This window comes from Calothrix sp. CBUCES-K 9914 (assembly GCF_059640475.1).
This window is the reverse complement of the sequence record NZ_JBXXZH010000229.1, coordinates 1-15,149: the sequence shown is the minus strand read 5'-3', so window position 1 is coordinate 15,149 and position 15,149 is coordinate 1. Positions and strand designations below refer to the sequence as shown.

Sequence of the window (15,149 nt, the reverse complement as noted above, 5' to 3'; positions counted from 1 at the left end):
CCCTCTTCTGTCACATTCCGGTTTTTCCTATTATTAATACTTTCTGAACACAAGGTATAATAGGCAATGCAGCGTTTGCTAATCTAATTTTAGTCAGTTTCGCGCTTTCGTGAATTTGTATGAGAAAAAAACCCTGCTATCGCTTACTGTATAAGAACTGTAGAATTCAGAAATGATAAATCCTTTTGGAGAGTGACAGAAGAGGGATATAAAACCTTATTTGGTGCGTGGCGCCACTTGTTATGCGCTTCGTTTCATAATTGTTGGTGGCGCCACACACCCTACGTTGTAACCTTTCACTTCTATTTCTTCTAATTTTGGTTCTACTTGTTGTAAATGCTGTTCTAGTATCTCTAGGTTACGAATATTTGATTTGTAAAATGCGTCAAATATATCTCCCACTAAAGGAACGGCGCCTATGACAGACTCTATACCGACGTTAAATATCATTTTGCCAAGCATTTCATTGGGAAGATTAAAACGTGCAGCCAAATATATAATATAAGCAGACACTATTGTACTTATTAAGTCACCAAGACCTGGCACTAAACCAATGATAGGGTCTAAACCAATACGAAATTTTGTACCAGGAATACCAATTGCTGTATCCATCAGACGGCTGAATTTACGGATACGATTCAGAATTTCTAGCTTTTTAGTTATGTCCATAATATTTAAATACTCTATTATTAAATCAGTTTTTGTCTTGTACCTTTAGAAACAATATTAAAGCTAATACCCTCTTCATATCGGTTCGGTTAGTTGTATATTTAATGACGTGATAACCCCCCTCAAATATTTGAATATTCTAATTAGTATGTATGTCCACCTCCCTTCTTGAGATTCTCAATAATTGATAGAAGTGGTAGAGGAGTTCAAAATAAACAAAAACTCTATTTTCACTGTGCCACGATAGGAGCAGCAGACATGACAGGAAATCTGCAACAAGTGTCAAACGATTATTTCGCGCAGGACAGTGGAGTTGGAAAGACTATGACGAATGCTGATGAACAGCTACTTGATGCATATTCGCAAGCTGTTATTAGCGTGGTTCAGAAAGTTAGTCCAGCAGTTGTTAATATTGATGTGCAGCGGCAAGTTTCTGGACGTAACCGTAACTATCAACCTTCAACCCAAGAAGTGCAGGGCAATGGTTCAGGATTGATCTTTACACCTGATGGATATATTCTTACCAACTCCCACGTCGTTAACGGCGCCACTAAAATTGAAGTGACGCTATCTGATGGTCTACATTATGGTGCCCAATTAATTGGTGATGACCCAGATAGTGACCTTGCTATTATTAGAATCAATGCACCAAACCTAACTGTCGCACGTTTTGGTAACTCCGAATCTTTACAAGTTGGTCAATTAGCTATCGCTATTGGTAACCCTTACGGTTTCCAAGCTACTGTTACTAGTGGTGTAATTAGTGCAACCGGACGTTCGTTCAGAAGTCGTTCAGGTCGTTTAATTGACAACATGATTCAAACTGACGCAGCACTCAACCCAGGAAACTCAGGTGGACCGCTTGTAACTTCCCACGGTGAAGTAATTGGAATTAATACAGCGGTAATTCTTTCTGCTCAAGGATTATGTTTTGCTGTACCAATTAATACTGCTAAGTTAGTAATTCCCGCATTATTAAAAGATGGAAAAGTTAGACGTGGTTACATTGGTATTGGCGGACAAAACGTTGAATTACCAAGACGTTTAGTTTTATACCACGAACTTAGTAAAGAACGTGGTATATTGGTAATTTCTACCGAAGCTAAAAGACCGGCACAAAAAGCAGGACTAAGAGAAGGAGATGTAATAGTGGGGTTCAACGGTCAACCAATAAGTAGCGTTGATGAATTACACAAATTCTTAACTCATGAACGAGTCGGTACGCGCGCGTATGTTACTATAGTCCGTCAAAACCAAAAATTAGTCCTCGATATCATTCCCGAAGAATCACCTAGAAGTTAATTCTGATGGCTTAACCCCCCTTAATAAGGCTACGGTGTACACACAAGTCTCTAAATTCTACTCAGCACTTGGTTTCGGCGCCCTAAACCCCAATTTTTGGTCATAAGGAGAGTCGGGAATCTTGAATGAGATTATTAATTAGTAAATGTACGTTTTAAAAAGGTGATAATTTCAGACCAAGCGACACTCGCTTGTTCAGAGTCATATCGATACCCATCGTCACGCATAAAGGTGTGTTCGGCTTCGTATAATAAGACCTTGTGTGCTATACCAGCATTTTCCAGCGATTTAATGATTGTTTGACGGTCGCTTTCTGATATGTGTGGGTCTTGTGTACCGAAAACAAAAAGCATTTCACTTTTGATTTCATTAACTCGTTCGATGCTATCTGCTATTCCTTGGCCTAGTTTACCGCTAGGGATACCAGTAGGATAACAACAAACGGTAGATTTTACGTCGCTTTGGAATGCTGCTCTAAAAGCAAGGTGTCCTCCTATACAAAAACCCAAGGCACCTATTTTTTCTGGATGTACGTTAGTATCGTTTTTGAGAAAGTCGAGAACCGCGCGGCAGTCAGCATCGTATTCTGGAATAGCAGTACGACGTGCGTCATCGTTTCCACGCATCCGACCAATATCATCGGGTTCGATAAGTTGACCGACAGGTTCTGTACGATGAAAAATTTCCGGCGCCGCTACTACATAACCAAAACCTGCTATATAATTAACTAAACGTATTATGGCGTCACCTAATTGATAAATATCACTATAAAAAAGAATACCAGGGTAACGACCTGGTGGTTTGGGAGTAGCGACATAAACACGCATCAAACTTTCATCGACTCGTAACTCAATATTACGGTTAGTTATTTGCATTTTTTTGTTACTAGTTGCTGGTACAAAAGAATTTTAACGGTAAATGAAGATACATATTAAGATTCCCGACAACTTTTACGAAGTCGGGAATCTGACTACCCGCAATAATTATTTATTATAGAAACCGGGTTTGAGCAGATATTTAATTAGGAACCACTTGAAGAACTAAAGAGCGTCTATCTAAAGACTGAATTTTTCCGACTTCATTTAGGTCATTTGCAACACGGTCTAGTATTTTTCCAGCTTGCTCACGATACTGATTTTCTCGACCTCGTAAACGAATTGCAAACTTAACGGAATTGCCTTTACTTAACCACTCAGTTGCTTGCTCGATACGTAAAGTATAATCTGCTGCCCCAACGTTTGGACGAAAGCGAACTTCTTTTACTGTTGGTCTAGCACTTTGTCCCTGACGTTTTTTCTTCTGATACTGAAGTTTGCCATAATTCAAGATTTTTGCAATTGGAGCGTCTTTTCCTTCAGAAACTACTACCAAGTCAAGCTCCACACTCTCAGCTAGTTCTAAAGCTTCACGAGTGCTTATTAAACCACGATTATTGTTCTCATGGTCAATCAAGAAGACTTGAGGCGCCCTAATTTGCGAATTGATTTGTTGTTTTTGAACTACGATAACAATTACCTCTCAATTATTTCAGTGAATATTTTAGTAAACCAATCCTCATTATGTTAACATAACCAAGCTGCCCTTACCATCACACTTCAAAAGCATTCCTTGAGCGGCGCCATTCACACTCAGCCTAAACTACTAGTAGTCCGTGTCATTAATTTTGCTTGGTTGCGAGTGGTGAGATTCCCTACAAATTTTACGTGCTTTGGGAATCTGAACTCTCCAAATTTTATGACACAGAGTACACAGAGAGAATTGATCACAGTGTTACAAATATTTACACAGGTGATTTAATTGATTCAAAACGAAATCCTGCTTGGTTCAAACCGTTACAATTATCATTACTACCTTTGACGACTTGCACAAGTTCGGGTTCTTGGTTACGTTCACCGTTTAGAAAGTGCAGTTCCTCACCGGATGTGTTTTGCGGTGAAAGTTTAATAGTGTTAAGTTTTTGGAGAAGTATCGCACGCGTGATACGATAAAACGCTCTTCTGAACAAGTACGTCTGATTTCAGCTTTTATATCCCGCATCTCCTCTCCCAACCGTAAATGTGGTTGGTCTAAAGGTTCTGCTGTGATAATTAAAATTTTGATTGGAGTTGTGCTAGCTGTGTTAGCATAATTATCCATTGTCGTTCCCTCCACCGTCCAAGTAATGTAAATTTAACTGAATATGCTTTCAATTCGACGCGGCGGCACCCACTGGTATATTATCTATATATCTCTACAGCACTAAGCCTTATGCATTTTTTCAATCTCTAATTCAAAAATCAGTAGTTATGTTCGTATCATAGTATTTATAATTACTCGTATTTATCGTAAGTAGGTTATAGGCGCCGTTGTATGTGAGGTGTGTGAGAGATGTGTGAGAAGATATATGAGAAGATAACAAAGCTCAACGTAACTTAATAAATAGTGTCTGTGGTGAAGATGATGTGACGAGCAAGAGTGATATGAAAATTTTAGTGACGGGTGGTACAGGTTTGGTTGGCAGGCGCCTAGCAGAAAGACTAAAATCAATTTATCCATCACATCAAGTAACAGTACTTGGTCGGAATATTCAAATAGGCAAACAGCTAGAAGCTATTGGAATAAAGTTTTATTGTGCTGATATTCAAGATGCAGATGCAGTTTTAGCTGCTTGTAAACATCAAGACTATGTTTTTCACTGTGCAAGTTTATCTGGAAGTTGGGGTAAATATAAAGATTTTTACAATATAAACGTTGTTGGAACTAGAAATTTAATTAGAGGGTGTGAAATTTATGAAACTCAACGACTTATATATGTTTCCACATCCGACGTTTATTTGAACTACTCTCACCGTCTCAATATTTCCGAAGCGGATGTACTACCTGAACCTGCAAATGGGTATGTGATGACGAGGTTGTTAGCAGAGAACCTTATAGATAAAGCTGCTCAGAGAAACAATAAGTTATCGGTAATTACAATTCGACCAGGCGCCATTTATAGTAGTGGTGATAAAATGAAGGCATTGATTACTTTGAGTCAGAAGGGTATACCCTTGATTAACGATGGTAAAGCTTTGTTAGATATTATTCATATTGATAATATCGTTGATGCGTTACTACTTTGTCAAACGGCGCCGGAAAAGTTATCAGGTCGGACTTTTAATATAACCAACGGTCAACCGATACAGTTAATAGACTTATTGAATATACTTTCTAATCAGCTGGGATACAAATTAAAATTAAACCCTGTTTCATATCCCGTTGCTGATAAACTAGCTTTAACAAGGGAGTTTATTTCAAAACGGTTTTTATTTGGTAGAGAACCGATACTAACTCGTTATATGGTTAGATTACTCGCTTTTAGTCAAACCTTAGATATTACTGCCGCTAAATCGGAATTAAAATATCAACCTTGTATCAATATTGAATCGGGAAGTGATATTGCGTAGTAAGCACTTCAGTGCTTAAAAATTAAAGCATTTATTAAAGGCGCCGATCTTTACAATTAATTGAAAGATTGGAAAGTAAAGTTAAAGAACGTAGGGTGCGTAACGCTACCCAGAATTTCAACGTAGTTATATGACTTGTAGCGTTACGCACCGATTTATAATTGTAACTTCCTTCACAATCAAAGAATGCAAAGCAAGAATATACCCCTCTTCTGTCACTCTCCGAAAGGATTTATCATTTCTGAATTCTACAGTTCTTATACAGTAAGCGATAGCAGGCTTTTTTCCTCATACAAATTCACGAAAGCGCGAAACTGACTAAAATTAGATTAGCAAACGCTGCATTGCCTATTATACCTTGTGTTCAGAAAGTATTAATAATAGGAAAAACCGGAATGTGACAGAAGAGGGATACAGCATATTTCTGGTTAATGAGGTACATACATAACGTACAAAACCCTGTAGAGACGCGATTAATCGCGTCTCTACGTGTATCGGATGAACATACAATCTGCTGTAATTATTTTCTTAGGCGCCGTTTAGAAGATACTTTTTACCTTGTATCAGGTGCGTAACGCTACAAGTTTTATCGCTGCGTTCACATTTTGGGTAGCGTTACGCACCCTACGTTTTGATTACGTTTTGATTATGATTGTTTTGTAGGCGCCCAAATAAGTATACCCAAATTGGTAGTGAACTGTTAATGGCGATGAGTCTGACTAAATGACCTGCGGTGACAACATCGACATTGTGGTTCAATGATAATGCTACTAAAATCATTTCTGCTGCACCACCAGGCGCCGTGACAAGTAAACACGTCAACCAGTCCCAGTTTGTTAAGTACATTGCAATTAAGGATGCTGCAACACCTGATAGTAAAGTCATGAGTGTAGTTAGTAGCATACACCCCACCGCACGTTTATCAAAGGTGGGTTTTTCCCCCCAATATTCTCCAATTGTAATACCTAGCAATATTTGACCGATAATTCCAATTACTACAGGTGGAGTAAAGTTAATTTCTATAATTGGTAAAAGGTTAATTACAGGGTTGAAGGTGATACCTACCAGCAAAGCTGAGAAAAAGTAAGCAGCAGGTAATTTGAAACGTAATGTGATATTTGTGACAATTCCAGCTATCAGTAAAGCTAAACAAAGCAACCCTATATATGATAAATCAAAGTTGAAGGATTGATTAGTTAATAAAGATTGTGGCGCCGTATATGTGTCAACTGATGCTCTAGCTATTAAGGGGATGAGAATAACTACGGATGTGACGCGAAAAACTTGGGAAAGTGCAACGAGTGTGACATTACGGTTATATTCTGCTGCTATTGCTGCCATAACTCCAACTCCACCCGGTACTGTCGCTAGCATTGCTGTAAATAAATTGATTTTAGCTAGTCGTGAGTATATATAGCCAGTACAGGCACCACAGAAAAGTAAAAACAAGGTAAGAAAGATATAAATGGGTATACCTGTTGCAATATGAGCAAAGTTCGCACGCGCGTTAGAAAAACCTATCGTCAAACCAACTAACACCATTCCAATTTGACGCACGATACGGTTTGGCTTTAAGCTATTTTGATAAAGTGTTTCGTAACTTCGAGATATAATTGCTCCGGCGCCGACTCCTCCAAGTATCCATGATATTCCACCCAAGTTAAGCAATACTCCTGCTCCCCCTAATGGCACAGCTAGTAACATCTCGAAACATAATATAATCAATAACTGAAAATTTGGCTGTAACTCTTGTTTGGGCGCCTGTGTTGTGGTAAGGGTAAAAGTTTGATTGATTAACACTTGTTCTGAAAAAAGTTATTTAATACGCGAAACAAAACTTGGCTAACTGAGAGTAAAGCGCTAGTGAGGTAATTACTGCTAATTATTTCTAGTAAGCCTCCTATCAATCAACCTTATTAATAGTTATTATTTCTTTACATATATAGAGTAACCCGGACAGTAGACACTCAACACCTGCTCATCGTTAGATTTCACTCTATCTTCAAGCTGACTCTATTTTTTTATTTTTTTGTTTATTATGCATATTTTGTGGTTTCGTCGCGATTTACGTCTGACTGATAATGAAAGCGTTTCTCTTGCTTGTAATAATACTGCAGTATTACCTTGTTTTATAATAGACCCTTGGTTTTACGAGCAGTGGGCAGATATTGGGACAGCGCGCGCACGTTTCTTATTTGAGTCTTTGGAAAACCTAGATGCGAATTTACGAATGTTGGGCAGTCAGCTATATTTGTTTGAGGGTGATGCAGCGAGTGTTATTAAAGAGTTGACTTTAGAGTTGCTTCAACAAGATATAAAGCCAAAGCTGTTTTTTAACCGTGATGTTCAGGTTGAGTATGGTATTGAGCGCGATAAACAAATTATAAACTTTTATAAATCGCTCAATTTGGATTATCATCTGGGGAGCGGGAATTTTTTGCAAGCTTCGGATGAACGTCGTGATGAGTGGTTTAACGAGTACTATACATACCAACGCAGTTCTATACATCCACAACCGCTATATATCAACACACCAAAGTTATCGTTTAATATTGGGCAGTTAACTTTTAAAGAGTTGAAGCAGAAGTACGGTGCGTTTTGGGAACCGGGAAAGGTTTATTTTCGTGGGGGAGAAACTGAAGCTTTTGCAACGCTAGATTCATTTTTGACAAAACGTTACCAAGGATATCACTGGAAATTATCGCGTCCTTGGTTAGCACAAAAAGGCGCCACATCACATCTTTCCCCACATTTAACGTTTGGCACAATATCTGTACGTCAAGTATATCAAAGTACAAAGCGACGCGCGGAAACCTTGGTAAATGAACCGAAAGCAGGTTTTTCGCTCAAAGCATTCCGTGATCGTCTGCGATGGCATGATAGTTTTAGTCAAAGATTATATTTTCATCCAGAAATAGCCCATACAAATCGTTTTGCTGAATTTAACAAGTTGTATACACACGACGAACTAGTACCAGAGAAACAAGAATTATATCAGGCATGGCAAACTGGTCAAACAGGGTTTCCGATGGTTGATGCGAGTATGCGACAGTTAAAAACGATGGGGTGGATGAATTTTCGGATGCGCGCGATGTGTGCAACATTCTTAACCATTAATTGTGGTATATCTTGGCATCACGGCGCCAAACATTATATGAATTATTTGGTTGACGGTGACTTAGCTATAGATAACTGGCAGTGGCAAATGCAAGCAGGTGTCACAAATCCTCTTAGCGATACGTTCCGTATTTATAATCCAACAAAGAATATTGAAGAGCGTGACCCAGACTTACGCTTTATTGGGTACTGGATACCAGAACTACAAGGATATAGTTTACCGGAAATAGTAATTGGCGCCTATATTAAACGCAGTTCTTATCCGCAACCAATGCTCGACTGGTCACAAACCCGTAAAATCAATGGTAAAGTCGTTTCAGACCTACGTAAACAAGTTAAGCAAAGAATAATTAATGAAGGTGGACATGAATTAGAAGGCGCCTTAGCAACGAAAAAGAGTGTAGATACTTATTGGAAATTAAAAGACAAGGAATATCAACAATATAAAAATAGCGAATCAGAAGGCAATGCGTAAATTGTGGCTATAAATAATAGTACCTTTAGCCGTAATAGAGTAGATAGTAGCATAAGTTCAGGTGGGGCTATTTCCAATCAAGGTACTATGATGATAAGCAACAGTACGTTTAACGGAAACTCCGCTCCTACAAGTGGTGCCATCACTGCAGGGGGCGCCATTGATAACAGCGCAAGATTAACGATAAGTAATAGTACACTTAAAGAAAATCAAGCATTGAATAGAGGTGGTAGTATAAATAACACTGGATTCTTAGAGCTTACAAATATTGCACTGACTGATAGTACAGCTAGAGTCGGTGGTGGTATTTGGAATAACGGCACTTTTGATTTAGCTAACAGCACTATTAGTAACAACAAAGCATCTGAAGATGGTGGTGGTATCTTTAACGATACAAATGGTCTTTGCAGTATCAGTACCAGTTTATTTAGCAATAACGAAGCGACTAACGGCGGTGGTATCGCAAATAATGGTAATGTCACGTTAAATTACAGCACAATAACCAATAACTTGGTACGTAATATTGGTGGCGCCATCTTAAATAGTGGCACCTTCAGTGTAACCTACAGTGGCATCTTTCGTAACAAGTCATCAGTAAGTGGCGCCAACATCTCAAATACAGGTACTCTCATCGCTGATAATAGTACTTTAGAAACCAACTAAACAATCTCTCATACCGTACCGTAGCATAGGACAAAAATCCTGTGCTATTTAATACAAGAATAAGCTAAAATCAGTATTTATATTGTCAAAAACACGCCTTTTTATTTTAAAATGTCGTACAATTTTATACATAATAAAGTCAAAATAGAGAAAATAAGGCGCATTTCCCCGCAAAGCAATGACTATATATATTTAAAGCATTGATTAACTAAGAATATTTTTTTGCTGAAGTATATTGTCTGAAACTGCTGCATTAGTTAGATTAGTTCAATCTTAAATATATTGATTTAACGTTAAATGCGGTATAATTACATACTGTCGGCAGCTTTATTAGGAATACCCGCAGTTGTTGTACAAGAACAAGTAGCTGTGGCGCTTACAGAAAACCAAGTTGATACAGTTGCACAAAAGTTTACAGTCTTGATTGATAGTATAAACAAATCTTCAGGGTCTGGTGTTATCGTTAAAAAGGAAGGTAACCTTTACTCTGTTTTGACTAACTGGCACGTAGTTGATGAAACGGTCTCTAATTATAGAATTATCACTCCAGATGGTCAAAGTTATCCGATTAACGAAGGAAGCGTAACTCAAATACCTGAAGTTGACGCAGCAATTATTCAGTTTACAAGTAACACAAATTACCAAGTTGCCACATTAGGTAACTCTAACTCGGTACAACGTAATCAAAAAGTTTATTCTGCTGGGTTTCCAGGTCGCTCCTTTGCCATTAATAGTCCAATTTACCATTTTGTGTCAGGCAAGGTCATCTTTAATGCTGACATCTCAAAACCTGTATCGCGAAAAGGCTACAGTTTAATTTACGATAACGCGGTATTGCCTGGAATGAGTGGTGGTCCAATATTAAATCAACAGGGTGAGTTAGTAGGGATAAATGGAAAAGTTGAAATATATAGTTATGATATCCCAAAATTGAATCCAGAATTTTACCGCATCCGTACTGGCAGAAGTCTCGGTGTTCCTATCCAAATATATAAACAGTGGGCAAGTAGACAAGAAGGTGCGGGTACATTAACCAACCAACCAAATAAAAAAAGACTTACTTATTTAGTCACCGTCACACCTCCCAAACAACACAAACGAATACCTGTTAATATTCAAGAAATGCTGGTGCCGACTATAGACTTCTTTACATCTGTTGGCCTCTTACAGCAAGACTCTAGCTCTTATCCAAATCATAATGTGAATTTTTATTTGAATCAAAGTATAAATTCAAACATAATTAATCAAAAACAAACAATCCAAGATTTCCAAAATGCCGCAAATTCAAACATTCTTTTTTCAGCGCCTCAATGTTACTGTGGTGACGCACAGAGGTAAAACGTAGGGTGTGTGGTGCCATAATAATCGTAAGCGAAGCTAAAAGCAACTGGCGCCACGCACCATCTACTGTTACAATTAAAATCTGGTGCGTGATGCCACAAGTCTTGTAATGTTTGTTGAAAGTCTTTTATAGCGTCACACACCCTACCTTTAAATTCTTTCTCGCGCGCCACGCTCCACATGTGTATCATACATAAATAAGGAAATGGCTAATTGTGAACAGCAATTAGCCGGAGCAACCAGGAACATTTATATAAGGTAAACAACCTAGATTTACCTTTAATGCTTTATAATTTTTGTGAAACAAATCTACTATAGTTATAAATTACTACAAAGTATTTAAGAAGTCAAGGTTTTGCGCTCAAAAAATCTTTGCATAGAGTGACTCCCTTTTGTGCGAGAGGTTTGGTACAATTCATGCAGCTAAGAAATGATAAACAATGCTGCAAATTCGCGGGTTAGTAAGAGCTGCTCAGAAAGCGCAGGAACAATTAAAGGTAGGAGTGAGGGATGTAGACGTTCCTCAGTTCCAAAGTTTTGTCCTCACTTCGGTCGAGACAGTGGAACGGTTATGTGCTGATGCGAGGGTGACACCGCATCAGTTGCCTGCACGGTCGCGTCAAGCGTATTATTTTCTTAAGAATATTGATTTACACAACTTACCTGCTGCTCATCATCAGCGTTCGATTGTGCAAACGATAGGGATTAAGAATATTAAAACGCAACAGCGCGCGATTTCACAGCAAATTTCTCAGTTAGCCTCCAGTTGTAAGATAGACTACGGTTTGATACCTGAAGTAACTAAGAATATCGTTCAAGTTGTTACAGCAGTAGAAAAGATATGTACGACTCAACAAATTACACCCGCTAATTTGACAAGTTCATCACGGTTAATTTATGCTTGGATGAAGTTTTTGTCCGATACTGCAAATTTAAAGTTACATATAGAGGCAACTCACCGTGTTCATTCGATAGCTAAGGTATTATGTAGGAGCTATGGACACGAGTCAGTGAATTTTACAGTTGAAATTACAAATTTAGCTGGACTATACCGCAGTCGTTGGGTTGGTAACAATATAACTTTGATGTTGAGCGAAGGGTTTATTAATGCTTCTGAAGATGTTTACCGCGCGTTAGTTCAAACTTCGCTACAGGGCAAAACTCAATCTTCAACGCGAATAATTCGTGAATACGCTAGTTTAGACGAGTTTAGCGATATTTTAATTAACTTAGATTTAATTGCGGAGAAGGAAAGCGAAGATGGTAATGGTTCACACTACAATTTAGAAACGCTTTTTGACAAAATTAACCGTGATTACTTTAGTAATAAGTTAACTAAACCCCGTTTGACGTGGAGTCAAATGTCAACATACCGTAAGTTTGGACATTATGAACCCGCGCGCGACCGAATTGTGATTAGTCTAACATTAGATGAAGTGCTAATACCTCAATATGTTGTAGAGTTTGTTTTATATCATGAGATGCTACACAAGTTTCATGGAGAAAAATGGGTAAATGGTAGACGTATGGTACATACAAACGACTTTAGAGAAGACGAAAGTAAATTCAAGTTTTATCACGAAGCTGAAGCATGGTTAAGTAAACTCGCATCTCGTAAATAATAATTCCTTTCTCTGTGAACTCTAGGTCTAATAAGGGAAAAATTAGTCATATTCTATGAACTTTATTTTGATTGCGATTATTCTCCCAAATAGATACAACTTTATCTAATGTCTTAATATCAGGAATCCTTCTGGCTCTTGCGTACTTAACGTGCTAAATCATTTGAAAAATTAGCTTAAAACTCTTACCAGGCTTTTATTACAGTCATTTTTGATATCAATTCAGTATTATGGATAAAATGCGCGACTATAAGCGACTGGAAGCCTCGATTTTAAAGGAAAGTTATCTACTTTAATCAAAAATTAGCACGCTAAGTACGGTAGAACCATTGTTCACTTATCCAACTTGTTTAATTAATGAGTTTGGTGTATTGCTTCGTATGTCCTTATAATAATAAAAGTTAAAATGCTTGAAAATACGTTTATATCACTTTTACATATATCAAAACCGACAGACTTCAAAAAATCGCGGGGCCTGTTCTAATTGCATTTAGATGTCTAGATGTTTAGATGCTGATTGATACTATGTAGTTCCAGCAGCTATATTTGCAATGGAAATGTTATCATATTTAGACTGTTAAAATTATTGAATTGGACAACTGTTCGATTTTGCAACCTACCAAGCTATCCAATTTGATTTTATATTCGGAGTTCGTTACCTCCCTCACCGGAACAGGTCTGGACTCCCTATTGTACGCTTTGTAAATTTCCATTTACAAACTCTGACATCTGTGAGCTATCACGCAACAACCACAACCAACCGAAAACCAATATTATAGGGACTTGTTGGGTCTTTTGGTACTTTAGAAATACTCTAGCTTTGTAAAAGGCACGTTCCTGCCAAAGGCGCCACATAATTTTATGGAAAAACAACCACTAACCGAAAACCATGATTTTTGTAACGGTTATCTGGAGTATGTTCATCACGAGTAGCAGCACGGCAATATTCTGGGTTATTCCCCCAAGAACCACCACGTAGCACCCGTTTGGTTTTATCTTTGCCACTTAACCAAGCACTTCCATCTGTAGGGGTGCCTTGATAATCATCATGCCAATAATCTTGACACCATTCCCAAACATTTCCATGCATGTCGTGTAAACCAAAGGCATTAGGTGGAAATTTTCCGACATCCGTGGTTTCGTTTCTATCAATTCCTTTTGATGCAGAAGCGTAAGAAGTGGCTGCTCCTTTATAATTTGCTAAATCTGTTGTTATTGTTTCACCAAAGTAGAAAGGTGTAGTAGTAAGGGCGCGACAAGCATATTCCCATTCTGCTTCACTGGGTAATCGATAATTATGCCCTGTTTTTTGACTTATCTGTTTACAAAATTCTACTGCATCATTCCAATTTATATTTTATACAGGACAATTTACTCCTTTAAAATTAGAAGGATTATTTTTTATAATTGCTTGATATTGCGCTTGAGTAACTTGATACCTTCCTATAAAAAATGCTGGTACTGTAACTTGATGCTGTGGACTTTCAGAGTCTTTTCGTCCTGCTTCTGTTTTTGGTGAACCCATTGTAACAGTTCCACCTGGAATTTGTACCATTTCTAAGGTAATACCATTCCCTAAGTCTTCTACAAAGTATTTTGCTTCTTTGTTATTGCTTTTAGCAATACTTCCTCGCGCGTCTACAGTTACAGTATCAAATCGAAATGATTGTAGAGATAATTGATCTGATACACTTTGAGTAATAGTAGTTAAGGGTGTTGCGGATGGAGTACTTGAGGAAGTTTGTTGCTGTTGACTAAAATTTCTGTGTAATAACTTTCCGACTATAACACTTAAACTAACTCCTGCACCAACCCAACCAAAAATTTTTAATATTTCTCGTCGTGATTTTGGCTGTATTTGTTGTGTTTGCTGCTTCAATTTCTGTTTTAGCTTTGGCTTAATCTTTAATAATGTTTCCAGTGCTTCTGTTGCATTTTGATAGCGTTGGCTGAAGTGATACAGCACCATTTTATTTAAAACATTTGCAAATTTGTCACTGACGTTTGCCAAGTTACGCCATATTAACTCTCCTGTAATTGGGTCTTTTGGTAACAGATGAGGTTGTATTCCTGTTAGAGCATATATTCCAACCATCCTTACTGCATACACATCGCTACATAATTTTGGTTGTCCTGCGGCTTGTTCATTAGACATATAACCAGCAGTTCCAATTGTAACAGTTAAACCTGTTTGTCCACTAGCATTTACCGTCATGATTTCTTTAACAGTACCAAAATCTATTAATATTATCTTCCCATCAGCGTGGCGCCGCATTAAAGTAGTTTTTCACTCTCCCCAGTAAAAAGGAATTAAGAAGCAACAGGGATGGGAGGATGTTTTATACCTTTACGAGCTTGGGTAAGAACCATCGCAATATAACCCCAAGGGTCACCTCCAATTCGCAATTCGCAGTTCGCAATTTCCCTAAGAGGGACATGAAACGCAATTAAGACAAACAGTGAGGGCTTGTACCGAATGGCACTAAGAAAACCCTAAAAGGGGCTGACACGGTGACGCGGTGAGGTAAAACAGGG

11 protein-coding genes and 1 pseudogene are annotated in these 15,149 nt (G+C 38.0%); 6 read left to right on the top strand and 6 right to left on the bottom strand.

What is annotated here, in order from left to right; genetic code table 11:
- Positions 1 to 240 precede the first annotated feature (240 nt).
- The gene (locus AC2JBO_RS34620; protein WP_496958174.1) at positions 241 to 669 is read right to left on the bottom strand and encodes a DUF4112 domain-containing protein; all 429 of its coding nucleotides are present in this window, start codon (positions 667 to 669) and stop codon (positions 241 to 243) included.
- A 258-nt stretch (positions 670 to 927) separates the two neighbouring features.
- Between AC2JBO_RS34620 and AC2JBO_RS34615 the strand changes: the two genes are divergently transcribed.
- A complete protein-coding gene (locus AC2JBO_RS34615) occupies positions 928 to 1,971 on the top strand; it encodes a S1C family serine protease (RefSeq protein WP_496958173.1) in 1,044 nt (347 codons plus the stop codon).
- Positions 1,972 to 2,105: 134 nt separating this feature from the next.
- Here the strand turns inward: AC2JBO_RS34615 and AC2JBO_RS34610 are convergent, their stop codons facing one another.
- The 3 genes from AC2JBO_RS34610 to AC2JBO_RS34600 all read right to left on the bottom strand — a co-directional run bounded on the left by AC2JBO_RS34610 (position 2,106) and on the right by AC2JBO_RS34600 (position 3,976).
- Complete coding sequence (locus AC2JBO_RS34610) at positions 2,106 to 2,846, bottom strand: dienelactone hydrolase family protein (protein WP_496958172.1); 741 nt, start codon at positions 2,844 to 2,846, stop codon at positions 2,106 to 2,108.
- Positions 2,847 to 2,988: 142 nt separating this feature from the next.
- Positions 2,989 to 3,456, bottom strand: a complete 468-nt coding sequence (infC, locus tag AC2JBO_RS34605; protein ID WP_496958175.1) for a translation initiation factor IF-3 — start codon at positions 3,454 to 3,456, stop codon at positions 2,989 to 2,991.
- Between the two features lie 295 nt (positions 3,457 to 3,751).
- Entirely contained in the window at positions 3,752 to 3,976 is a 225-nt protein-coding gene (locus AC2JBO_RS34600; protein ID WP_496958171.1) for a hypothetical protein, read from the bottom strand.
- A 454-nt stretch (positions 3,977 to 4,430) separates the two neighbouring features.
- On the opposite strand from AC2JBO_RS34600, the gene AC2JBO_RS34595 reads away from it, so the two are divergent.
- Positions 4,431 to 5,396 carry an NAD-dependent epimerase/dehydratase family protein gene (locus AC2JBO_RS34595; protein ID WP_496958170.1) on the top strand — a complete coding sequence of 322 codons (966 nt, stop codon included), beginning with the start codon at positions 4,431 to 4,433 and terminating at the stop codon, positions 5,394 to 5,396.
- 624 nt (positions 5,397 to 6,020) lie between these two features.
- Here the strand turns inward: AC2JBO_RS34595 and AC2JBO_RS34590 are convergent.
- Positions 6,021 to 7,196, bottom strand: a complete 1,176-nt coding sequence (locus AC2JBO_RS34590; RefSeq protein ID WP_496958169.1) for an AbrB family transcriptional regulator — start codon at positions 7,194 to 7,196, stop codon at positions 6,021 to 6,023.
- 238 nt (positions 7,197 to 7,434) lie between these two features.
- On the opposite strand from AC2JBO_RS34590, the gene AC2JBO_RS34585 reads away from it, so the two are divergent.
- From AC2JBO_RS34585 to AC2JBO_RS34570, 4 genes are all read left to right on the top strand, one after another.
- On the top strand, positions 7,435 to 8,988 hold the full coding sequence (locus AC2JBO_RS34585; protein WP_496958168.1) for an FAD-binding domain-containing protein: 1,554 nt from the start codon (positions 7,435 to 7,437) through the stop codon (positions 8,986 to 8,988).
- A 3-nt stretch (positions 8,989 to 8,991) separates the two neighbouring features.
- Positions 8,992 to 9,651 carry a hypothetical protein gene (locus AC2JBO_RS34580; protein ID WP_496958167.1) on the top strand — a complete coding sequence of 220 codons (660 nt, stop codon included), beginning with the start codon at positions 8,992 to 8,994 and terminating at the stop codon, positions 9,649 to 9,651.
- A gap of 297 nt (positions 9,652 to 9,948) precedes the next feature.
- On the top strand, positions 9,949 to 10,989 hold the full coding sequence (locus AC2JBO_RS34575) for a S1 family peptidase (protein WP_496958166.1): 1,041 nt from the start codon (positions 9,949 to 9,951) through the stop codon (positions 10,987 to 10,989).
- A 443-nt stretch (positions 10,990 to 11,432) separates the two neighbouring features.
- Positions 11,433 to 12,614 carry a M48 family peptidase gene (locus tag AC2JBO_RS34570; protein WP_496958165.1) on the top strand — a complete coding sequence of 394 codons (1,182 nt, stop codon included), beginning with the start codon at positions 11,433 to 11,435 and terminating at the stop codon, positions 12,612 to 12,614.
- Positions 12,615 to 13,473: 859 nt separating this feature from the next.
- Here AC2JBO_RS34570 and AC2JBO_RS34565 read toward each other — a convergent pair.
- Positions 13,474 to 14,583, bottom strand: a pseudogene (locus AC2JBO_RS34565) (formylglycine-generating enzyme family protein).
- Positions 14,584 to 15,149 lie beyond the last annotated feature (566 nt).

Coding starts and splice junctions, on each gene's coding strand:
- AC2JBO_RS34620 (WP_496958174.1), bottom strand. CDS start 669: ATGGACATAACTAAAAAGCTAGAAATTCTGAATCGTATCCGTAAATTC.
- AC2JBO_RS34615 (WP_496958173.1), top strand. CDS start 928: ATGACAGGAAATCTGCAACAAGTGTCAAACGATTATTTCGCGCAGGAC.
- AC2JBO_RS34610 (WP_496958172.1), bottom strand. CDS start 2,846: ATGCAAATAACTAACCGTAATATTGAGTTACGAGTCGATGAAAGTTTG.
- AC2JBO_RS34595 (WP_496958170.1), top strand. CDS start 4,431: ATGAAAATTTTAGTGACGGGTGGTACAGGTTTGGTTGGCAGGCGCCTA.
- AC2JBO_RS34585 (WP_496958168.1), top strand. CDS start 7,435: ATGCATATTTTGTGGTTTCGTCGCGATTTACGTCTGACTGATAATGAA.
- AC2JBO_RS34575 (WP_496958166.1), top strand. CDS start 9,949: ATGCGGTATAATTACATACTGTCGGCAGCTTTATTAGGAATACCCGCA.
- AC2JBO_RS34570 (WP_496958165.1), top strand. CDS start 11,433: ATGCTGCAAATTCGCGGGTTAGTAAGAGCTGCTCAGAAAGCGCAGGAA.